At 72.3% G+C, this 20,575-nt stretch carries 18 protein-coding genes; 5 read left to right on the top strand and 13 right to left on the bottom strand.

Features of this window, described 5'->3' with window-relative positions:
• Positions 1-529 precede the first annotated feature (529 nt).
• Positions 530-1,204, top strand: coding sequence for a GntR family transcriptional regulator (locus tag ACIP89_RS08780; RefSeq protein ID WP_401924802.1), 675 nt, complete (start codon positions 530-532; stop codon positions 1,202-1,204).
• Positions 1,201-2,511, top strand: a complete 1,311-nt coding sequence (locus tag ACIP89_RS08785; RefSeq protein ID WP_401924800.1) for a nitrate/nitrite transporter — start codon at positions 1,201-1,203, stop codon at positions 2,509-2,511. Before ACIP89_RS08780 ends, ACIP89_RS08785 begins: the two co-directional genes overlap by 4 nt.
• Positions 2,512-2,625: 114 nt before the next feature.
• Here the strand turns inward: ACIP89_RS08785 and ACIP89_RS08790 are convergent, their stop codons facing one another.
• Complete coding sequence (locus ACIP89_RS08790) at positions 2,626-3,450, bottom strand: maleylpyruvate isomerase family mycothiol-dependent enzyme (RefSeq protein ID WP_401926182.1); 825 nt, start codon at positions 3,448-3,450, stop codon at positions 2,626-2,628.
• Between the two features lie 192 nt (positions 3,451-3,642).
• Between ACIP89_RS08790 and ACIP89_RS08795 the strand changes: the two genes are divergently transcribed.
• Positions 3,643-4,455: a carbon-nitrogen family hydrolase gene (locus tag ACIP89_RS08795; RefSeq protein ID WP_402113875.1), complete on the top strand. Its 813-nt coding sequence runs from the start codon at positions 3,643-3,645 to the stop codon at positions 4,453-4,455.
• Between the two features lie 87 nt (positions 4,456-4,542).
• Here the strand turns inward: ACIP89_RS08795 and ACIP89_RS08800 are convergent, their stop codons facing one another.
• The gene (locus ACIP89_RS08800; RefSeq protein ID WP_401924793.1) at positions 4,543-5,034 is read right to left on the bottom strand and encodes an LURP-one-related/scramblase family protein; all 492 of its coding nucleotides are present in this window, start codon (positions 5,032-5,034) and stop codon (positions 4,543-4,545) included.
• A 64-nt stretch (positions 5,035-5,098) separates the two neighbouring features.
• On the opposite strand from ACIP89_RS08800, the gene ACIP89_RS08805 reads away from it, so the two are divergent.
• Positions 5,099-6,910 carry an NHL domain-containing thioredoxin family protein gene (locus ACIP89_RS08805; RefSeq protein WP_402113878.1) on the top strand — a complete coding sequence of 604 codons (1,812 nt, stop codon included), beginning with the start codon at positions 5,099-5,101 and terminating at the stop codon, positions 6,908-6,910.
• 43 nt (positions 6,911-6,953) lie between these two features.
• On the opposite strand, the gene ACIP89_RS08810 is transcribed toward ACIP89_RS08805, so the two are convergent.
• The 6 genes from ACIP89_RS08810 to ACIP89_RS08835 form a co-directional block, all read right to left on the bottom strand.
• A complete protein-coding gene (locus tag ACIP89_RS08810; protein WP_401924788.1) occupies positions 6,954-7,691 on the bottom strand; it encodes a DUF4232 domain-containing protein in 738 nt (245 codons plus the stop codon).
• Between the two features lie 159 nt (positions 7,692-7,850).
• Positions 7,851-10,670: a BTAD domain-containing putative transcriptional regulator gene (locus ACIP89_RS08815; RefSeq protein ID WP_402113881.1), complete on the bottom strand. Its 2,820-nt coding sequence runs from the start codon at positions 10,668-10,670 to the stop codon at positions 7,851-7,853.
• A 123-nt stretch (positions 10,671-10,793) separates the two neighbouring features.
• A complete protein-coding gene (locus ACIP89_RS08820) occupies positions 10,794-11,012 on the bottom strand; it encodes a DUF6458 family protein (RefSeq protein ID WP_073733335.1) in 219 nt (72 codons plus the stop codon).
• A gap of 98 nt (positions 11,013-11,110) precedes the next feature.
• Positions 11,111-12,412 carry a M18 family aminopeptidase gene (locus tag ACIP89_RS08825; protein WP_401924783.1) on the bottom strand — a complete coding sequence of 434 codons (1,302 nt, stop codon included), beginning with the start codon at positions 12,410-12,412 and terminating at the stop codon, positions 11,111-11,113.
• 61 nt (positions 12,413-12,473) lie between these two features.
• Complete coding sequence (locus ACIP89_RS08830; protein ID WP_402113884.1) at positions 12,474-13,151, bottom strand: hypothetical protein; 678 nt, start codon at positions 13,149-13,151, stop codon at positions 12,474-12,476.
• A gap of 189 nt (positions 13,152-13,340) precedes the next feature.
• Entirely contained in the window at positions 13,341-15,167 is a 1,827-nt protein-coding gene (locus ACIP89_RS08835; RefSeq protein WP_401926195.1) for an acyl-CoA dehydrogenase, read from the bottom strand.
• A gap of 164 nt (positions 15,168-15,331) precedes the next feature.
• Here ACIP89_RS08835 and ACIP89_RS08840 point away from each other — a divergent pair, with 164 nt between their 5' ends.
• A complete protein-coding gene (locus ACIP89_RS08840) occupies positions 15,332-15,772 on the top strand; it encodes an SseB family protein (RefSeq protein WP_018522179.1) in 441 nt (146 codons plus the stop codon).
• 47 nt (positions 15,773-15,819) lie between these two features.
• Here ACIP89_RS08840 and ACIP89_RS08845 read toward each other — a convergent pair whose 3' ends face one another.
• From ACIP89_RS08845 to ACIP89_RS08865, 5 genes are read right to left on the bottom strand one after another with little or no spacing between them, the layout of a single operon-like run.
• Positions 15,820-16,713 (bottom strand): ABC transporter permease, encoded by an 894-nt coding sequence (locus ACIP89_RS08845; RefSeq protein WP_401926197.1) that lies wholly within the window; start codon positions 16,711-16,713, stop codon positions 15,820-15,822.
• Positions 16,700-17,461, bottom strand: coding sequence for an ABC transporter ATP-binding protein (locus ACIP89_RS08850; RefSeq protein ID WP_401924772.1), 762 nt, complete (start codon positions 17,459-17,461; stop codon positions 16,700-16,702). Before ACIP89_RS08850 ends, ACIP89_RS08845 begins: the two co-directional genes overlap by 14 nt.
• A gap of 1 nt (position 17,462) precedes the next feature.
• Positions 17,463-18,815: a sulfate adenylyltransferase subunit 1 gene (locus ACIP89_RS08855; protein WP_402113886.1), complete on the bottom strand. Its 1,353-nt coding sequence runs from the start codon at positions 18,813-18,815 to the stop codon at positions 17,463-17,465.
• Between the two features lie 2 nt (positions 18,816-18,817).
• On the bottom strand, positions 18,818-19,732 hold the full coding sequence (gene cysD, locus ACIP89_RS08860; RefSeq protein WP_402113889.1) for a sulfate adenylyltransferase subunit CysD: 915 nt from the start codon (positions 19,730-19,732) through the stop codon (positions 18,818-18,820).
• A 21-nt stretch (positions 19,733-19,753) separates the two neighbouring features.
• Positions 19,754-20,575 (bottom strand): glycosyltransferase family 2 protein, encoded by an 822-nt coding sequence (locus ACIP89_RS08865; RefSeq protein ID WP_402113891.1) that lies wholly within the window; start codon positions 20,573-20,575, stop codon positions 19,754-19,756.

The raw sequence follows: 20,575 nt of genomic DNA on the forward strand, positions 1-20,575 counted from the left end.
CGGCCACATGAGGGTGCCGCGCGTTGTGAGACGTATGAGTCGGATGAAGGGTTGTAGGGAAAGGGGGGTGAATTCTCCGGTGTGCGCTGTCGCCTCACCGTGAGGGGGCGAGCGCCTTCCGGAAGGCCTGGTGGTGGTCGGCCGCGAGGCCGGCGGGCCCGGTGCGGTCGGACGCGGGCCGCCGTACGCAGGGGGTGCGCGTCGTGAACGGTTTCCGTGCGGTGCCGTCATGTCTGTTCGTCTGTCCCGTGACGGCGAACCGACTCCAGCGGGAGGTCACCAGGTCCGGCAGACCGGCCTGAGTGGCGTCGAGCGGCTCGAAGCGGCCGGGCTCCAACAGGTGGCGCCAGATGGATCATGTGCCAGGTGCCAGGTGCCAGGTGCCAGGTGCCAGGTGCGGGGTGCGGGGTGACGGGTGTCGTGCGCCGGGTGCCGTGCGCCGTCCGCGCGGCCCTTGGCGGCGCGCACGGCGCAGTCCATCATCCGGACGCGCCGTTGTCTGCATCCATGTTGTATCTATGCTGTGCGCATGCCTGCCCCAGCCTCGTCGCCCGTCCGTCCGCCGGTGAAGCAGCCCCCTGCCGCCGAGCGCGTCTACACCCACATCAAGGAAGCGGTCCTGGACCGCCGTTACGAGGGCGGGACGCTCCTCACCGAGGGCGATCTCGCGGACGCCGTCGGGGTCTCCCGCACGCCCGTGCGCGAGGCGCTGCTGCGGCTGGAGGTGGAGGGGCTGATCAAGCTCTACCCGAAGAAGGGCGCCCTGGTGCTCGCCGTCTCCGCCCAGGAGATCGCGGACGTCGTGGAGACCCGGCTGCTGGTCGAGGAGTTCGCCGTGCGCCGGGCCGTGCCCGCCTCGGCGAAGCTGATCGCCCGGCTGGAGGAGCTCCTCGACGAGCAGCGGCAGATGTCGGAGGCGGGTGACCTGGCGGCCGTCTCCGTGAAGGACCGCTGTTTCCACGCCGAGATCGTCCGGCACGCCGGGAACGAGATCCTGTCCCGCCTCTACGACCAGCTGCGCGACCGGCAGCTGCGGATGGGCGTCGCCGTCATGGAGGCCCACCCCGGCAGGGTCGCCGCGAACATCACCGAGCACGGTGAGCTGCTGGAGGCGATCAGGTCCGGTGACGCGGACGGTGCCGCGCACGTCGTGCGCCGTCATGTGAGCCGGGTCAAGGTGCTGGTCAGGGGTGAGGACCGGTGAGCTCCGCCGCCTCCCCCACCCTCTCCCTGCCCGGCGATCCGCCCGGCGGCCGGCGTGCCGCCCGGGTCTGGGGCATCGGGGTCGCCGTCTACTTCGTCGCCATCATCTTCCGCACCAGCCTGGGCGTCGCCGGACTCGACGCAGCCGACCGGTTCCACGTCAACGCCTCCGCCCTCTCCACCTTCTCCATCCTCCAGCTGCTCGTCTACGCGGGCATGCAGATACCCGTGGGCCTGATGGTGGACCGGCTGGGCACCAAGAAGGTGCTCGCCATCGGCGCCGTCCTGTTCACCCTCGGACAGCTCGGCTTCGCGCTCTCCCCGTCGTACGGTGCCGCGCTGGCCTCCCGAGCCCTGCTGGGCTGCGGCGACGCGATGACGTTCATCAGCGTGCTGCGGCTGGGGACGCGCTGGTTCCCGGCCCGGCGCGGCCCGATGATCGGCCAGGTCGCCGCCCTCTTCGGGATGGCGGGCAACCTCGTCTCCACGCTGGTGATCGCCCGCTCGCTGCACGGCCTCGGCTGGACCACCACCTTCGTCGGCAGCTCGCTGGCCGGGGTCGTGGTGCTGGTCCTGCTGCTGCTCTTCCTGAAGGACCACCCCGAGGGCCACGAACCGCCGCCCGCGGAGCACGCCGGAGCGGCCTACGTGCGCAAGCAGATCGCCGCCGCCTGGCGGGAACCCGGCACCCGGCTCGGGATGTGGGTGCACTTCACCACGCAGTTCCCGGCCATGGTGTTCCTGCTGCTGTGGGGCATGCCGTTCCTGGTCGAGGCGCAGGGGCTGAGCCGGGGGACGGCGGGAGAACTGCTCACCCTGGTGGTGCTCTCCAACATGGCCGTCGGCCTGGTCTACGGGCAGATCATCGCCCGGCACCACGCGGCCCGGCTGCCGCTCGCGCTGGGCACGGTCGCGGCGACGGCTCTGCTGTGGGCGTCGGCCATCCTGCACCCCGGCGACCATGCGCCGATGTGGCTGCTGGTCACGCTGTGCGTGGTGCTCGGCGCCTGTGGGCCCGCGTCGATGATCGGCTTCGACTTCGCCCGCCCGGCCAACCCGCCGGAGCGCCAGGGCACCGCGTCGGGGATCGTCAACATGGGCGGCTTCATCGCGTCGATGACCACGCTGTTCGCCGTCGGGGTGCTGCTGGACGCGACCGGCGACAACTACCGAGTCGCGTTCGCCTCGGTCTTCGTCCTGGAGGCCCTCGGCATCACGCAGATCCTGCGGCTGCGGGGCAGGGCCGCGCACCGGGAGCGCGAGCACCATGTGATCAGCCGCGTGGAGGCCGTGCACGTACCCGTGTGACCGCCCGGTGCGACCGCGAAAACGGCGGCGCGCCCGTCCCCCCTGCGGGGCGGGCGCGCCGATTGCCATGACTGCGCAGTGCGGGGACGGGATTCGGGGCTACGGACCAACGCGCTACGGGGTCACGGCGAAGTTCCGCAGGATGGCGGCGGCCAGCTCCTGGTCGCCCTCGGTCTTGATGCCGTCCGCGACCGCGCTCGCCCGCACCCGGCCGCAGGCCAGCCGTACGTACGTCTCCCAGTCCATCGCCAGCGTCACCGCCGGACCAAGCGACGGCGCACCGTCCACGGAGCCGCGGCCCTCCGCGTCGACCCGGACGGTCCGCAGGAACTCCACCGGACCGTGCACATCCAGCACGACGGCCGAGTTGGCCGGTGCGCCCGCGTCCTTGGCGACCACCTTCGGCAGGGCGGCCAGCAGCGTGTCCCGGACGATCACGGCACCGGGGGAGTCCAGGTTGCCGGGCTTCCCCAGCGTCGTCCGCAGATCCTGCTCGTGCACCCAGACGTCGAAGGCGCGCATCTGCAGCGCCAGTTCGAGGGTCTGCTCGGCGCCGAGCGGCGCACGCGTCATGGTCTCCGGGTCACGCGTCTCGTTGCGCAGCTGACGGGACCGCCGGATGATCGTGTACTCCAGCTCGGAGGTCATCTCCGGTGCGGTGTGGTGGCGCCGCACATCGACCTGCATCTCCATGTAGCGGGCGAAGTCGCTCTGCACATGGTAGAGATCGCGCGGCAGGGTGTGGATGGGGCGCGGGTCACCGAGCTGCTCACACTCCATGCCGATGATGTGCGACACGATGTCACGCACCGACCAGTTGGGGCATGGAGTACGGCCGTTCCACTCCCCCTCGGTGAGCGGGCTCACCAGCTCGGCTATCGACTCGATGGAGTGGGTCCAGGCATCGGCGTAGGTCTGGAGGCTGGGATGGACGGTCACGGGACCCCTCGGGCGGTTCTGCGGTGCATGGGCTGGAGAACTGGGCGCGGACGGCGGACGGCGGGCTGCGGGCTGCGGGCTGCGATGAGGTTCGGTCGGTCCAAGTTACGCTGCGAGCAGGCACCCCGGCAGTGCTTTCGTGTGACGATCGTAGGCCCGTGTTGACGGCTCAGATGCCAGGACGGTGGTAGTGTGCGCGCCTCTCTCATCCAGATCGCAGTAGACCCGGACGAATCCATCGACGCGCGCAGAGAGCGTGCGGCGTCGCTGGTCGCGGCCCAGCGGGGCGCGGATCTGGTGGTCCTGCCCGAGCTCTGGCCGGTCGGAGCCTTCGCCTACCAGGTGTTCGAGACCGAGGCCGAACCGCTGCTCGGCTCCACGCACGAGGCGATGTCCAAGGCCGCGGCCGACGCCGGGGTCTGGCTGCACGCGGGCTCCTTCGTCGAGCGGGCCGACGACGGCACTCTCTACAACACCACGCTCGTCTTCACCCCCGAGGGTGAGCGGGCCGCCGCCTACCGCAAGATCCACCGCTTCGGCTTCGACCAGGGCGAGGCGGTCATGATGGGTGCCGGAGAGGAGCTGGTCACGCTCGCTCTGCCGCAGACCGTGATCGGCCTCGCCACCTGCTACGACCTGCGCTTCCCGGAGATGTTCCGCGGGCTGGTCGACGCGGGCGCCGAGACCCTGGTCGTCGCGGCGGGCTGGCCGGAGCGCCGCCGCGCGCACTGGACGCTGCTCGCCCGGGCGCGGGCCGTCGAGAACCAGGCGTACGTGCTGGCCGTCGGCTGCGCCGGTACCCACGCCGGAGTCCCGCAGGCCGGGCACAGCATCGTCGTGGACCCTTGGGGCGAGGTGCTCGCGGAGGCGGGCGCGGACGAGGAGGTGCTGAGCGTGGAGTTCGACCCGTCCCGGGTGGCCGCCACCCGGGAGCAGTTCCCGGCCCTCAAGGACCGCCGGCTGGGACTCGCGCCGCCGACCGTTCTCGGAGAGCCGGGGCCTTGAACCGGGACCCCCTTTCCGGCCGGTGCCTGTTTCACGTGAAACAGGCACCGCTTTCACCTGAAACAGGCACCGGCGGTCGGCCCCGGCTCAGTCCTCGTGCTCCTTCTCCGCGAGCACGATCACGCACACCGCCACCGCGATCATCAGGGGCGTGTCGGCGTCCTCCCGCACGATGTCGATTCCGTAGGTGTCCCGGACGGTCAGCCAGCGGCGCGAGATCTGGGCCAGCAGCTCCCCGTCGTAGTCGATCGCGAACTCGCGGTCCAGGATCTTGCCGCTGACGTCCAGCTCGGTGCCGTCCACCAGCGTCACCCGGTAGTGGTTGCGGAGCAGCGACAGATGCTTCCGCTTGACCTTGGCCAGCTGCTCGCCGTCCCGCTCGATGAGCATCGTGTCGCGCAGGCTGATCAGTTTCTGCTTGATCTCGACGACGATCCGGCCCTGCGCGTCCTTCAGCTCGAAGGTGTCGCGCACCCGCATGGCCTTGCCGTCGACGAGGAAGACCTTGTGGCCGTCCGCGTCCTCGATCCAGTAGTCGTCGCCGATGCCGAACAGGCGCTCTCGCACGAGAAGTCTCATGGCTCACAGGTTCCCCGAGGTACCTGCGGAATGCGTGCGCGCCACGGTGATGTTGACTGTTGACATGGCAACACGTGCGCGCGTCAGGGCCCCCGAACTGATCGGCAAGGGCGGCTGGCTCAATACAGGCGACCAGCAGTACACCCTCGCTGACCTGCGAGGGCGCATTGTGATCTTGGATTTCTGGACGTTCTGCTGTGTGAACTGCCTGCATGTCCTCGACGAGCTGCGCGAGCTGGAGGAGAAGCACCGCGACACCGTGGTGATCATCGGCGTCCACTCGCCGAAGTTCGTCCACGAGGCGGAGCACCAGGCCGTGGTCGACGCCGTCGAGCGGTACGAGGTGCACCACCCGGTGCTCGACGATCCCGAGCTGGCGACCTGGAAGCAGTACGCCGTACGCGCCTGGCCGACGCTCGTCGTCGTCGACCCCGAGGGCTATGTCGTCGCCCAGCACGCGGGCGAGGGCCACGCCCACGCCATCGAGAAGCTGGTCGAGGAGCTGGAGGCCGAGCACGCCGCGAAGGGCACCCTGCGGCGCGGTGACGGTCCGTACGTGGCGCCGGAGCCGGTGGCGACGCATCTGCGGTTCCCCGGCAAGGCGCTGCTGCTGGACGACGGCGGCTTCCTGGTCTCCGACACCACCCGCCACCGGCTGGTCGAGCTGGAGGCGGACGGCGAAACCGTCCGGCGCCACTTCGGCACCGGCGACCGGGGCTTCACCGACGGCGGGCCCGAGGAGGTCCGGTTCAGCGAGCCGCAGGGGCTGACCGTGCTGCCCGACGGCCGGATCGCCGTCGCGGACACGGTCAACCACGCCATCCGGGCGCTCGACCTCACGACCGGTGCGACGACCACCCTCGCGGGCACCGGCCGCCAGTGGTGGCAGGGGGCGCCCACCAGTGGTGCAGGGCGTGAGGTGGACCTCTCCTCGCCGTGGGACGTCGCCTGGTTCGACGGCCGGCTCTGGATCGCCATGGCGGGCGTCCACCAGCTGTGGACGTACGACGCGCAGGACGGCACCGTCCGGGTCGCGGCCGGGACGACGAACGAGGGGCTGGTCGACGGTCCGGGCGCGGAGGCCTGGTTCGCCCAGCCGTCCGGGCTCGCCGCCACCGCGGAGCGGCTCTGGGTCGCGGACTCGGAGACGTCCTCGCTGCGCTACGTCGACCTGGAGGGCGTCGTGCACACCGCAGTCGGCACCGGGCTCTTCGACTTCGGCCACCGCGACGGGGCCGCGGAGCAGGCGTTGTTCCAGCACCCGCTGGGCGTCACCGCGCTGCCCGACGGATCGGTCGCCGTCTGCGACACGTACAACCACGCCCTGCGCCGCTACGACCCGGCGAGCGGTGAGGTCAGCACGCTCGCCACGGATCTGCGCGAGCCCAGCGACGCCGTGCTGGTGGACGGCGATCTCGTGGTCGTCGAGTCCGCCCGGCACCGGCTGACCCGGCTGCGGCTGCCCGAGGAGGCGGTACGCGTCGCCGACTCCGCGCACCGCACCCAGCGCGCCGCCACCGAGATCGCCCCGGGCACACTCCGGCTCGACGTCGTCTTCCAGGCGCCCGCCGGTCAGAAGCTGGACACCCGGTACGGGCCCTCGACCCGGCTGCTGGTCTCCTCGACCCCGCCGGAGCTGCTGGCCGGGGGAGAGGGCGCGGGCACCGACCTGTTCCGCGACCTGGTCCTCGCGGACGGCGTGACCGAGGGCGTCCTGCACGTCTCCGCGATGGCCGCGTCCTGCGACGACGACCCCGCGAACGAGTACCCGGCCTGCCATGTCCACCAGCAGGACTGGGGCGTCCCCGTCCGCGTGGTCGCGGAGGGGACGCCCCGGCTGCCGCTCGTCCTCGCGGGGATGGACGAGCAGGGCTGACAGCCGTACCGGGGGACGGGGGAGCGGTTCGGGTGCGGACGGCTCAGAAGTCGTCGGCGCCGTTGCGCAGCTCGTACGTCCAGTAGCCCGTCTTGTACGTCGCCGGGTCGACCGCGATGCCATCGGGACCGGGTGCTCCCACGACGGCCTGGCCGCTGCCGCCCTGGAGCCACACGGCGAACGCCTTCACGGGCTCGACGTTCTCGTCGACCCCCCCGTCCGACAGCTTGACCAGCGCGTAGGCCGGTGCGCCCGCACCGAGTACGACGGGGGCCGCCGGCTTGCTCCTGGCGACCGACGGGATGTTCTGCTTGTGGCTCTCCAGGAACTGGATCTGCGGGAAGCCCTTCATCTCGCACGTGCGGCCCGAGGTGTTCTTGGCCGTCAGGACGATGTGGGTGTAGGGCGGCCCGTCCTGGGTGGCGGCACTGATCCTGACGTCCTTGGTGGTGCAGGCCGGGGTGCCCGCGGACCCGGAGGCGGCCTTCGCCGCGCCGCCGGTGCTGCCTCCGGCGGTGGTGCCTCCGGTCCCGCTGCCCCCGGTGGTGGTGCCCTTCGCGGCCACGGAGGTCTTGGCGGTGGTGCCGTCCCCCGAGCCGGATGTGGAGCCGGAGCCGGTGGCGGACTTCGCGGCGGCGGCCGGTGCGCTGTTCGCCGGGCCCTCCGACCTGGTGCCGGTGCCGCTGTCACTGCCGCCGCAGGCGGTCAGGGCCAGGGCGAGTACAGCGGTGGTCGTGGCGGCCAGGGCCGTGGCGCGGCTGCGGGTCCGGAAGGCAGACATGGAATTTTCCCCCGAGTGAGACGGTGAGACGAGAGCCCGGTGCGGTGGTGAGTCGCCCCGGCGTGCTGACATCCATGAGTCTTCCGGGCGCCGCTCACGTCCCGCTGACGTGCGGCTAACGTCCCGCTGACGTGGCCCGCACCCCGCCGGGCGCCGGGTTCAGCCGTCCTCGGCGAGCCGCCGTACCGCCTGCTCGTACCGGCGTACGTACTCCGTGCCCGAGGCCACCCGCAGCAACGCCTCCAGCGCCCGCACCGCGCCCTCGTCGTACCCGGCGCGCTCCGCCTCCGCCGCCGCCAGGTCCAGCAGCCGGACGCCCTCGCCCTCCGTACCCAGGGCCAGGTGCGCCTCGCCGCTGACGGTCAGCAGGAGGACGCGACGGGCGGCCTCCTCGTGCTCGGGGCCCAGGTCGAACGCGGTCCGGGCGCAGTCCAGCGCTTCCTGCGGCCGCCCGGCCACCAGCCGCAGCCGGGCCAGGTGCTGGAGGGCGAGCATCTCGGTGTGCGCGTCGCGCTCCTGCCGGGCCAGCGCGACCGCCCGCTCACAGCCCTCCAGCGCCTCGTCGAGACCGCCCTGCTCTGCCTGGACGACCGCCAGGTTGATCAGCGCCGTCGCCTCGCCCAGCCGGTCCCCGGCCCGCCGCGCCAGACCGGGCGAGGGCTCCAGCAGCGCGGCGGCCTCCGTGGTTCTGCCCTCCTCCGACAGCACCCAGCCCAGCAGGTTGCGCACCCGCGACTGGGCGTACGGGTCGTCCCGCGCGACCGCCGCGTCCAGCGCCAGTCCCAGGGCCGGGGCCCAGCCGTCCCGGACCCGCCACACCACGTGCGGCCACTGGAGCAGGATGATCCGCCAGGCGCGGTCGTCGAGACCCGCACCCCGCGCGGCGGCTGCCGCCAGGGACAGGTCCTCGCGCTCGGTGGCCAGCCAGCTCATCGCCTCTGCCCGGTCGGTGAAGTCCCGCACGGCGGCCGGCCTGCGGTAGTCCGCCGGCAGGACGAAGCAGGGCTCGCCGCCCGGTTCCGCCGTGTCGGCGGCGGCGAGCGCGGTCGCGATGCAGTGGTCGAGCACGCCGAGCAGGGCGTCGGGGCCGGACTCGGGGTCGATGCCCCGGGCGTAGAGGCGCACCAGATCGTGCAGCTCCCACCGCCCGGGGCACGTCTCGCTGACCAGGTGGGCTGCCGCGAGCCGCTCCAGCGCCGCCGCCGCGACGACCGGATCGCTGCCGGCCAGCGCGGCGGCGGTGTACCGGTCGAAGTGGCTGCCGGGGTGGTGGCCGAGCCGGGCGAAGTGGTGGACGGCGTCCGGCGGCAGCTGCTGCACCGTCAGCCGCAGGGCCGCGGAGACCCCGGTGTCCTCCACGTCGAGATAGGCCAGCCGGCTGCGCTCGTCGGCCAGTTCGCCGGCCGTCCCGGCGAGTGTCCGGTGCGGGCGGCCCGCCAGCCGGGCCGCCGTGACCCGCAGGGCGAGCGGCAGCCCGCCGCACAGCTCGGCCAGCCGACGGGCCGCCACCGGTTCCGCGAGCACCCGCTCCTCGCCCAGCACCCCGGCCAGCAGCGCGGTGCCGTCCGGCGGTTCGAGCACGTCCAGCGGTACCGGGCGGGCGGCGTCGGAGGCGACGAGACCGTCCAGCCGGTGCCTGCTGGTGACCAGCGTGACGCAGTCGGTGCCGCCCGGCAGCAACGGCCTGACCTGGGCCGAGTCGCGGGCGTTGTCCAGGACGACGAGCAGGCTGCGCCGGTCGGTCAGCGAGCGGAAGAGCGCGGCGGCGCCCTGGACGGACTCCGGGACCCGGCGGGGCGCGACACCGAGCGCGAGCAGGAACTCCCGCAGCACCTCCAGCGGCGTCGGCTGTCCGGTGTCACCGAACCCGCGCAGATCGGCGAAGAGCCGCCCGTCCGGGAACGCGGCGGGGGCGCGACGCGCCCAGTGCAGGGCCAGCGCGGTCTTGCCCACCCCGGCCGGTCCGGTGACCAGGCAGATGGGCGCCTCGCCGGCCGCCGCCCGGGAGAGCGCGGCCAGCTCGGCGGCCCGGCCCTGGAAGCCCCGTGGGGCGCGGGGCAGCAGATCGACGGGGTGGGGTTCGGCGCCCCGGAGGCCGCCCGGCACGCCCGCGGCCGTTGGACCTGAGGCGGACAGCCCGGCAGCGGATACCCCTGCGGCAGGAGCCCCTGTCGCAGGGCCGCCCCCCGTACCCGTACCCGTCGCACCACCGGACCCGTCCCGCTGCGGTTCCGGCTGCGGGTCGCCGCGCAGGATCCGGGTGTAGGTGTCCGCCAGCTCGCGGCCGGGGTCGATGCCCAGCTCGTCCGCGAGCAGCCGCCGGGTGCGGTGGAACCAGTCCAGCGCCTCCGACTGGCGGCCGGAGCCGTACAGCGCCGACATCAGGGCCGCGGCGAGGGACTCCCGCATCGGATGGGCCACGGCCTCGTCCCGCAGCACCGCCGCCGCCCGGTGGTGCTCGCCCAGCTCGGCGTAGGCGTGGGCCAGTTGCTCGACCGTCGTGAGCCGGGACTCCTCCAGCGCCTGCGCGGCGGCCTGGAGCGGTGCGCTGGGGTACGTACCGGTCAGCGCGGGCCCCTCCCACAGGGACAGGGCCTCCTTCAGCATCAGCACGCTGTCGGCTGGGCTGCGCTGCTCCCGTGCCAGCATCAGCAGTTCCTCGAACCGCTGGGAGTCCAGCAGGGTTTCCGGTATCCGCAGCAGGTACGCGTCCCCGAGCGTGGTCAGCTCGACCCCGTAGGCCTCCGCGTCCGCGCCCGTCAGCAGGGCGCGCAGCCGCGACACATGGCCCTGGATGACCGTACGGGCGTGCAGCGGCGGGGCGTCGTCCCACAGGGAGCCCGTCAACCGGGCCACGGACACGGGGGTGTTGGCGCGCAGCAGCAGCGCGGCGAGCAGGCTGCGGCGTTTGGCGGGGCCGAGTGGCAGCGGACCCGTCAGCGTGTCGACGCAGACGGTGCCGAGCAGCCGGAACTCCACGAGCGGCTCCCCTTCCGGGTGTGACGCGCCCGGTGCCGGGTCACGGACAGGGGCCCAGAATATCCGGCGCCGCCCGGTGACGGGGAGGGGGTGCGCCCGGTTCAGGGGGCGCACCCGCCCGGGTCACAGGTGGCGTTCGTCCTCGGAAACCACTGTGGTGGTGGGGGGTACGACCATGCGGCGGCGCCGCATGACACTCGCGTAGACGAACACGCCGATGATGCCGACGATCATCATGATCCAGCCGACCATGTCGACGTTGACGCTGTCCATCTCCCAGTCGGTCGCGAAGGCGAGTATCGCCCCTGCACCGATGAGAAGGATGCATCCTCCGAGTCCCATGAGTTCCGCCTCCTCGACGCCCCGGAAGATCCGGGCCGTGTATGGAGCGGATACCCCGCCCGGCAACGCCCATGTCCGAGAAGACGGTTGATGTTCCGTCAGCCCGCCAGGAACGACGCGAGGGCGGTCGCCAGCAGGTGCGGGTCGTCGGCGCCGCACAGCTCACGGGCGCTGTGCATCGACAGGATGGCGACGCCGATGTCGACGGTCTGGATGCCGTGCCGGGCGGCGGTGATCGGCCCGATCGTGGTGCCGCACGGCATCGCGTTGTTGGAGACGAACGTCTGCCACGGCACGCCCGCCTTCTCGCAGGCGGCCGCGAACACGGCCCGTCCGCTGCCGTCGGTCGCGTACCGCATGTTGACGTTGGTCTTGAGGATCGGTCCGCCGTTGATGACGGGGTGGTGCGTCGGGTCGTGCCGCTCGGCGTAGTTGGGGTGGATCGCGTGGCCGGTGTCGGAGGAGAGGCAGACGGTTCCGGCGAAGGCGCGGGCCCGGTCCTCGTACGTACCGCCGCGGGCGAACACCGAGCGCTCCAGGACCGTGCCGAGCAGCGGTCCGTCCGCTCCGGTGTCGGACTGCGAGCCGTTCTCCTCGTGGTCGAAGGCGGCCAGCACCGGGATGTACGGGATCTCCGCGTCGGGCTGTCCGGCGACGGCGGCGAGCGCGGCGACCCCCGCGTGCACCGAGAGCAGGTTGTCCATCCGGGGCCCGGCCACCAGCTCGCGGTCACGGCCCAGGTAGGAGGGCGCCTCGACGGGGTGCGGCATCAGGTCCCAGCCGGTGATGTCCTCGGCGTCGACCTCCGCCTCCTGCGCGACGAACCGGATGAGGTCGCCCTCCGCGACGTCGTCGCCCAGGCCCCAGATCGGCTGCATGTGCTTCTGGCGGTCGAGCTTGAGGCCGTCGGTGTTGGCCGACCGGTCCAGGTGCACGGCCAGCTGCGGGACGCGCAGCAGCGGCCGGTCGATGTCGACCAGCCGGTGCGTGCCGTCGCGGAGCGAGATGCGCCCGGCGAGGCCGAGGTCCCGGTCCAGCCAGGTGTTGAGGAGCGTGCCGCCGTAGACCTCCACGGCGACCTGCCGCCAGCCGTGGGCGCCCGTGTCGGGCAGCGGCTTCACGCGCAGGTTCGGTGAGTCGGTGTGCGCGCCCGCGATCCGGAACGGGGTGTGGGCCTCGGCGCCCTCCGGCACGTACCAGGCCACGATCGCGCCGCCGCGCAGGACGTACTTCCCGCCGCTGGACCCGTCCCAGGACGCCGTCTCCGCGACCTGCCGGAAACCGGCCTTCTCCAGCCTCGACGCGGCGGTCGCCACGGCGTGGTACGGGGAGGGGCAGTCCATCAGGAAGGCCATCAGATCGTCGGTGTGGCCGCGGTCGAAGCGGAGGGAAGAACTCATGTTCTTCACTTTAACCAGGCATGAGCGGGAGCTTTCACCGTTGCCCCCCGGTGACGCACCGCTATCGTCCGGTGACCGCGGCGGAGGGCTTCTCGCCGTCCTGCGCCTGCTGGGCCCGGTCCGCGACCATGGCGGCGAGGGCCTTGACCTCCGCGTCGGGTACGGCCGACTTGCCCTGGGTCCCGGTGCTGATGCCCAGCACGAGGGTGCCGACCCGGAGCTGGGTGATGGTCGCGGGGCCGCCCATGGTGCCCGTTCCGGCCCGGTTGGCCTCGCGCTCCGCCCCCGGCTCACCTATCTCCACCGGTTTCGCGCCCACCCCGACCCTGTCCCCGCCGTAGTACGCGTTCAGCGCGTCGTAGGCGGCGTCGGCCGTCTTCTCGTCCTTGTAGCCGAGGGTCCAGAAGTTCAGCGAGGTCACGTCGGGCTTGCGCACGAACGAGGAGACGCCCCAGAAGGTGATCTCCCCGCAGGTGGCCTGCCGCTTCTTCTTGTCGGGCACCTGGCAGACCGGCGGCGGGTACTCGGCCACCGGCTTCTGCGCGTCCGGCTCCGCCACGGTCCGCCAGCCCGGCAGCGCCTTCGCGTCCGGCAGCACCGAGAGCAGCTCCGCCTTGCCCAGCGCCTTGGAGGCGCCGCCACCGCCGCCGCCGTCTCCGCCGCCGCAGCCCGCGAGGAGCAGCGCCACCGCCCCCACCGCCGCGCCCCGTACGTACCACCGCTTGCCCGGACGACTCATGTGCCGGCCTCCCCCTCGGAATCGAGCTCCGATCATAGGGAGGGCGGGGGCGGCCCCAGGGTGTATCGCTCGCCGTCGGATCGATATCGGTATCGGACCTTCACCCGGCGTCCCCGGCCCGTACGACAGCACCGCCACCCGAAAGCGTGTCCGGGTGGCGGTGCGGGTGGCGGTCTTGAGCGGTGAAGCCTAGAACGCGGCCTCGTCCAGCTCCATCAGGGAGTTGTCGACGGACTCGGCGAGTGCGCGCTCCGCGCCGACGCCGGGCAGGACGTTCGCGGCGAAGAACTTCGCGGCGGCGATCTTGCCCTGGTAGAAGGCGACGTCCTTGGCCGAGGCGGTCGGCAGCTTCTCGGCGGCCACGGCCGCGCCCTTGAGTAGCAGGTAGCCGACGACGACATCGCCGGAGGCCAGCAGCAGGCGGGTGGTGTTGAGGCCCACCTTGTAGATGTTCTTCACGTCCTCGCCGGTCGCGGTGAGGTCGGTGATCATCGTGCCGACGATCGCCTCCAGGTCCACGGCGGCCTTGGCGAGCGAGTCCAGCGCGCCGGACAGCTCCTCGTTGCCCTGGGCGCCCGCGAGGAACTTCTTGATCTCCTCGGAGAGGGCGTTGAGCGAGGCGCCCTGGTCGCGGACGATCTTCCGGAAGAAGAAGTCCTGGCCCTGGATGGCCGTCGTGCCCTCGTACAGCGTGTCGATCTTGGCGTCACGGATGTACTGCTCGACCGGGTACTCCTGGAGGTACCCGGAGCCGCCGAAGGTCTGGAGCGACTGCGCCAGCTGCTCGTACGACTTCTCCGAGCCGTAGCCCTTCACGATCGGGAGCAGCAGGTCGTTGAGGCCGTGCAGCGCCTTCGCGTCCTCGCCCGCGGCTTCCTTCTCCTGGATCGCGTCCTGGACGGAGGCGGTGTACAGCACCAGGGAGCGCATGCCCTCGGCGTACGCCTTCTGCGTCATGAGGGAGCGGCGCACGTCGGGGTGGTGCGTGATGGTGACCTTGGGGGCCGTCTTGTCCATGAACTGCGACAGGTCGGTGCCCTGGACGCGCTCCTTGGCGTACTCCAGCGCGTTGAGGTAACCCGTCGAGAGCGCCGCGATGGCCTTCGTGCCGACCATCATGCGGGCGAACTCGATGATGCGGAACATCTGGCGGATGCCGTCGTGCTTGTCACCGATCAGCCAGCCCTTGGCGGGGTGCTGGTCGCCGAACGTCATCTCGCAGGTGTTGGACGCCTTGAGGCCCATCTTGTGCTCGACGTTCGTCGCGTACACGCCGTTGCGCTCGGCCAGCTCGCCGGTGGTCCAGTCGAAGTGGAACTTCGGGACCATGAAGAGCGAGAGGCCCTTGGTGCCCGGTCCCGCGCCCTCGGGGCGGGCCAGCACGTAGTGGATGATGTTCTCGGACATGTCGTGCTCGCCCGAGGTGATGAAGCGCTTCACACCCTCGATGTGCCAGGAGCCGTCCGCCTGCTCGACGGCCTTCGTGCGGCCCGCGCCGACGTCGGAGCCGGCGTCCGGCTCGGTCAGCACCATCGTCGAGCCCCACTGCTTCTCGACGGCGATCTCGGCGATCTTCTTCTGCGCGTCGTTGCCCTCGTCGAAGAGGATGCCGGCGAAGGCCGGACCGGAGGAGTACATCCACACGGCCGGGTTGGCGCCGAGCAGCAGCTCCGCGTAGCCCCAGATCAGGGAGCGCGGCGAGGTGGTGCCGCCGATCTCCTCGGGGAGGCCCAGGCGCCAGTACTCGGAGTCCATGAAGGCCTGGTACGACTTCTTGAAGGTGTCCGGGACCGGTGCGGTGTTGGTCTCCGGGTCGAAGACCGGGGGGTTGCGGTCGGCGTCGGCGTAGGAGTCGGCGAGCTCGTTCTCCGCGAGGCGGGTGACCTCGTCGAGGATGCTCTTCGCGGTCTCGACGTCCATCTCCGCGAACGGTCCGGCGCCGTACACCTTGTCGCGCCCGAGGACCTCGAAGAGGTTGAACTCGATGTCGCGGAGATTCGACTTGTAGTGCCCCATGGGAAGGCTCCGTAATCAATAGCAGTGGCGCGCAGCGCCCCGTGGAGGGGTGGCCCGGACTCGCGGACGGGGTCGTTGTCAGGTGACCCCTTACGATGATGCTACCCGTCAGTAATAAGACGCAACCCCTCAAGCTGCAGATGTGTCCGATTACTCTTTGCCTCATGTACGGCTACGACCAGAATCAGGGCGCACAGCAGCCGATGGGTGGCGGCTACGGCGAGCAGCCGCTGTATCCCGAACCCTCGCCGCCCTCGCTGGGCGACGCGGTACGGGCCTTCACGACCGGCTCGCTGGCCGCCGAGGACTTCCAGCAGATCTTCGCGACGTCGAAGGTCTACTGCCCCCGGGGTGACAACCCGGGCTTCCTCGCGCTGCACAACACCCAGCAGCCCGTCATCCCGATGTTCACCACGCTCAAGGAGCTGCGGCTCTACGCGGGCAAGGAGTCCAAGTACTTCGTGATCACGGGTGCCGAGGTGATCGACCTGCTGCCCACCGGCTACGGCTTCGTCCTGGACATGGAGGGTGAGCACCGCATGGTCTTCGACGCCAAGGCCGTGGAGCAGATGGTCGACTTCGCGATGCGCCGGATGTACGGCTGAGCGCCCGGCCCGATCCAGACGAAAGGCCCTGACCGCCTCCCGCGGGCTCACCGCTCCCGCGCGGCGGGCAGCCCGCGGGCGCGCAGGACCCGGCGCTGCACCGGCCCGAAGACACCCGTCTCGACCACCACCCCGACGGCCAGGATCACCAGGGCGGCGGCCAGCACCGGTCCGAGGCGGCCGCTGCGCCGCCCGGCGTCGAGCACCTGGCCGAGGCCGGGCAGGGGGGCGGACGCCATGAGTTCCGACGTCATCAGGGCCCGCCAGCCGAACGCCCAGCCCTGCCGGAGCGCGGCCACCACACCGGGCAGGGCGGCCGGAAGCAGGACGTGGCGCACCCCGGCCGCCCCCGTCGCCCCCATGCTCCGGCCCGCCCGCACCAGGAGCGGCGGCACCTGGTCCAGCGCGGTGAGGACCCCGGTCGCCACCGAGGGAACGGCGCCGAGGAGCACCACCAGGTACACCGCGGCCTGCGAGGTGCCGAGGCAGATCACGGCGATGGGCACCAGGACCGCCGCAGGCAGTGACTGGAAGGCACTCAGCGTCGGGGCGAGGGGCACCCGCACGAACCGGAACCGGTGCAGCAGCAGCCCCAGGGGCACACCCACCGCCGCGGACGCCGCGAACCCCGCGAGGCAGCGGCCCAGGCTGTGCAGCAGTCCGGGGCCGAGCGTCCCCGCGGACCAGGCGTCGGACAGGTCGCGCAGGACCACCGCCGGTGCGGGCAGCACCGGTGACAGGCCGAGCAGGTGAACCAGCTGCCAGACACCCACCACTAGCAGGACCGCGGAGCAGCCCGGCCCGACGCGGGCCGCGAACCGCCTCAGCCGGGCTCCGGCCAGGCCTCGCCGGAGGCCTCCGCCGGGCGGTTCCCGGGTGCGGCCCGAGGCGGGCCGCCCGGCCGCGTCCGCCGGGCGGGCCGCGCTGTCAACAGCGTGCACGGCGGTCGGCCTCCTCACCGAGCCGGGCCGTGATCTCGTCGACGAGACGGGCCGCGTCCGGGGCGTCGGCGCCTCGCGCGGAGCGGGGTCCGGCAGACCACTCGGCCACCACCCGGCCGGGGGCCGACGCCATCAGCACCACGCGGTCCCCCAGCGCCACCGCCTCCCTGACGTCGTGGGTCACGAAGAGCACCGTCGCCCCCCGTTCCGCGCAGACGCGGACGAGCTCGCCGTGCAGCGTCGCCCGGGTCGCGGTGTCGAGCGCCGCGAACGGCTCGTCCATCAGCAGGACGTCCGCGCCCTGCGCCAGGGCACGGGCCAGGGCGACCCGCTGGCGCATGCCGCCGGACAGCTCGTGCACCCGCTGCCCGTAGCTCCCGGGGAGCCCCACCAGGTCGAGCAGGCTCCGGGCCCGGTCGCGGCGGGGGGCCGGGGAGACGCCCGCGAGGCGGAGCGCCAGTTCGACGTTCCGGCCCGCCGTGAGCCACGGGAACAGGGCGTGGTCCTGGAACATCACGGCGGGACGTCCGCCCGTGACGGAGATCCTCCCCGCGCTCGGCGTCTCCAGCCCGGCGACCAGGTGGAGCAGGGTCGACTTGCCCGAACCGGAGCCACCGACGACACACACGAACTCGCCCTTCGCGAGCCGCAGACCGACGTCCTCCAGCACGACGCGACGGGCCGCACCCGTGCCGTACTCCTTGGTGACGCCGCGGACCTCGACGGCCGTGGTGCTGTGCCCCGGCACCTCAGGAGTCCCGGTCCGTGCCGTCGGGTCCGGGCGCGTCGGCGGCCGCGGCGCCGAAGGAGCCGCCCGCCATCCCGGCGGCGAGCGTGGTTCCGTCGGCCGGGTCGATCAGCAGGAACGAGCCGGTCGCCCGGGAGCGGGCGTACGGGTCGAGCGCGATCGGCTCCGCGGTGCGCACCACGACCCGGCCGATGTCGTTGGCGACGAGCTGTCCCGGGGCCGGGTGCTGGGAGAGGTCGTCCAGGCTGAGGCGGGACGGGATGTCCCTGACGATCGCCTGGACGGTGCGGGTGGTGTGCCTGAGGAGCACCCGCAGACCGACGGTGAGGGGGGTGTCCGCGAGATGGCAGACGGTGGCCTCAACCTCCTGGGTGGTGGGGGGCGCGTCGCCGCTCGGCACGATGAGGTCGCCGCGCGAGATGTCGATGTCGTCCGCCAGCAGGAGGGTGACCGACTGCGGCGCCCGCGCCGTGTGCACGGCCCGGCCCAGCAGGTCGATCCCGGAGACGGCCGAGGTGTGGCCGGACGGCAGCACGGTGACCGCGTCGCCCACCCGGAAGGCCCCTGCCTCGATCCGGCCGGCATAGCCCCGGTAGTCGGGGTGTTCGGCCGTCCGGGGCCGGATCACGCACTGCACCGGGAACCGGGCCGGCTCCGCGTCCTGGCCGGCCCCGGACAGCGGGGACACCGGCACGGTCTCCAGGTGTTCGAGGACGCTCGGCCCTCGGTACCAGGGCGTGTTCGCGGAGGGTTCCACCACGTTGTCGCCCGTGAGCGCGGAGATCGGGATCGCGGTGATCTCCGGGACGCCGAGCGAGGCCGCGTAGGCGGTGAACTCCTCGGCGATGGCGGCGAACACCGGCTCCGCGTAGTCGACCAGGTCCATCTTGTTGACCGCGAGGACCACGTGCGGGACCCGCAGCAGCGCGGTCAGCGCCGCGTGCCGGCGGGTCTGCTCGACCACGCCGTGGCGGGCGTCGACCAGGATCACCGTCAGCCCGGCGGTGGAGGCGCCGGTGACCATGTTGCGGGTGTACTGCACATGGCCCGGGGTGTCGGCCAGGATGAACCGGCGCCGGGGCGTGGCGAAGTAGCGGTAGGCGACGTCGATGGTGATGCCCTGTTCTCGCTCGGCGCGCAGTCCGTCGGTCAGCAGCGCGAGGTCGGGCGCCTCCTGGCCGCGCTTGCGGGACGCGTCCTCGACCGCCTCCAGCTGGTCGGTGAAAACCGACTTGGAGTCGTGCAGCAGCCGTCCCACGAGGGTGGACTTGCCGTCGTCCACGGACCCCGCGGTGGCGAACCGCAGCAGCGTGGTGGCCGACAGCCGCTCGGCCGGCCGGGTCGGTGTCGTCATGGTCAGAAGTACCCCTCGCGCTTGCGGTCTTCCATCGCGGCCTCTGACACCTTGTCGTCGGCGCGGGTCGCGCCCCGCTCGGTGAGCCGGGAGGCGGCGATCTCGGTGACCACGGCGGCCGGTGTGGCGGCGTCGGAGTCGACCGCGCCGGTGCAGGACATGTCGCCGACCGTGCGGTAGCGGACCCGGCGGATCTCGGTCCGCTCGTGCTCCTCGGGGCCGCCCCAGTCGCCCGCGGTCAGCCACATGCCGGAGCGGCTGAAGACCTCGCGCTCATGGGCGAAGTAGATCTCCGGGAGCTCGATGCCCTCGCGCTCGATGTACTGCCACACGTCCAGCTCGGTCCAGTTCGACAGCGGGAAGACCCGGACGTGCTCACCGGGTGCGTGCCGGCCGTTGTACAGCTGCCACAGCTCGGGGCGCTGGCGGCGCGGGTCCCACTGGGAGAACTCGTCGCGCAGCGAGAAGACCCGCTCCTTGGCGCGGGCCTTCTCCTCGTCGCGGCGGCCGCCGCCGAACACCGCGTCGAAGCGGTGCTGCTGGATCGCCTCGGTCAGCGGCACGGTCTGGAGCGGGTTGCGGGTGCCGTCCGGGCGTTCGCGGAGCTTCCCGGCGTCGATGTACTCCTGGACGGAGGCGACGTGCAGCCGCAGCCCGTGCTCGGCGACCGTGCGGTCGCGGTACTCCAGGACCTCGGGGAAGTTGTGCCCGGTGTCCACGTGCAGCAGCGTGAACGGCACCGGCGCGGGCGCGAACGCCTTGAGCGCCAGGCGCAGCATCAGGATCGAGTCCTTGCCGCCGGAGAACAGGATCACCGCACGCTCGAACTCCCCCGCCACCTCACGGAAGATGTGCACCGCCTCCGACTCCAGAACGTCCAGATGGGAGAGCGTGGCCCCCGCGTCCGCTCGGCGCACTGCCCCCGTAGTCGCCATCGCTCAGGCCGCCGGAAGGGCGGTGGCCAGCGAGTTCGCCGCCTGGAGACCCAGGTTGAGGCCGGCGGCCGCCGGGTCGTCCGACCAGGGCTGGGACCGGGCGCTGACCGCGAACCGGCGCAGCGCGGCGGCGGGCGCGCTGCGCGGGGCCAGCCGGCCCGCCCGCCAGGCCTCGCGCAGCGCGATCCCGGCGCCCTTGCTGTTGCGGTGGGCCACGCGGAGCCCCGGCACGAAGTGCACCCGGCCACCGGACTCGGCGAGCCGTTCCACGAGACCGTTGTCACTCGCGGTCACCTGGTCGGGGAACCCCCCGGCTGCGCGGAACGCCTCCGTCCACACGGCCGAGTTGCCGCCCGCGAAGAACGTGACCTCGCTGCCGGGGACGTGCTGCGCGTAGCGGACCTCGTAGCGGTACTGGCGGGCGCGTGCCACCACACTGCTGTCGAACGGCAGCACCCGGCCGGTGATCGCCGCCCGCCCCGGGGTGAGCGCCGTGTCGAGGACGTCGAACCAGTCGGGCAGGGGCCGGGCGTCGTCGTCGAGGAACGCCAGGACATCGCCGGTCGCCTCCTGGCCCGCGAGGTTGCGGCCGGCCGCCGCGCCTCGGCGCCGTTCGTGGCGCAGCAGGCGGATGGGAAACGGGTGGGCCGACCCGTCGACGCGCAGCGGGGTCTCGGAGGCGTCGTCGACCAGGATCACCTCGTGGACGATGCCCGTGTCGCACGCCGCTATCGAGGTCAGCAGTGCGTCGATGTCGGTGGGGCGGTTCCGGGTGGCGACCACCACGGAGACCTGCTTGCCCTCGTCTGGGGATGTCGTGCTCAT

The organism is Streptomyces sp. NPDC088730 (assembly GCF_044751215.1).
GTDB lineage: Bacteria > Actinomycetota > Actinomycetes > Streptomycetales > Streptomycetaceae > Streptomyces.

Coding starts and splice junctions, on each gene's coding strand:
- ACIP89_RS08805 (WP_402113878.1), top strand. CDS start 5,099: ATGGCAACACGTGCGCGCGTCAGGGCCCCCGAACTGATCGGCAAGGGC.
- ACIP89_RS08865 (WP_402113891.1), bottom strand. CDS start 20,575: ATGAGCACGACATCCCCAGACGAGGGCAAGCAGGTCTCCGTGGTGGTC.
- ACIP89_RS08780 (WP_401924802.1), top strand. CDS start 530: ATGCCTGCCCCAGCCTCGTCGCCCGTCCGTCCGCCGGTGAAGCAGCCC.
- ACIP89_RS08840 (WP_018522179.1), top strand. CDS start 15,332: ATGTACGGCTACGACCAGAATCAGGGCGCACAGCAGCCGATGGGTGGC.
- ACIP89_RS08835 (WP_401926195.1), bottom strand. CDS start 15,167: ATGGGGCACTACAAGTCGAATCTCCGCGACATCGAGTTCAACCTCTTC.
- ACIP89_RS08855 (WP_402113886.1), bottom strand. CDS start 18,815: ATGACGACACCGACCCGGCCGGCCGAGCGGCTGTCGGCCACCACGCTG.
- ACIP89_RS08830 (WP_402113884.1), bottom strand. CDS start 13,151: ATGAGTCGTCCGGGCAAGCGGTGGTACGTACGGGGCGCGGCGGTGGGG.
- ACIP89_RS08825 (WP_401924783.1), bottom strand. CDS start 12,412: ATGAGTTCTTCCCTCCGCTTCGACCGCGGCCACACCGACGATCTGATG.
- ACIP89_RS08820 (WP_073733335.1), bottom strand. CDS start 11,012: ATGGGACTCGGAGGATGCATCCTTCTCATCGGTGCAGGGGCGATACTC.
- ACIP89_RS08800 (WP_401924793.1), bottom strand. CDS start 5,034: ATGAGACTTCTCGTGCGAGAGCGCCTGTTCGGCATCGGCGACGACTAC.
- ACIP89_RS08810 (WP_401924788.1), bottom strand. CDS start 7,691: ATGTCTGCCTTCCGGACCCGCAGCCGCGCCACGGCCCTGGCCGCCACG.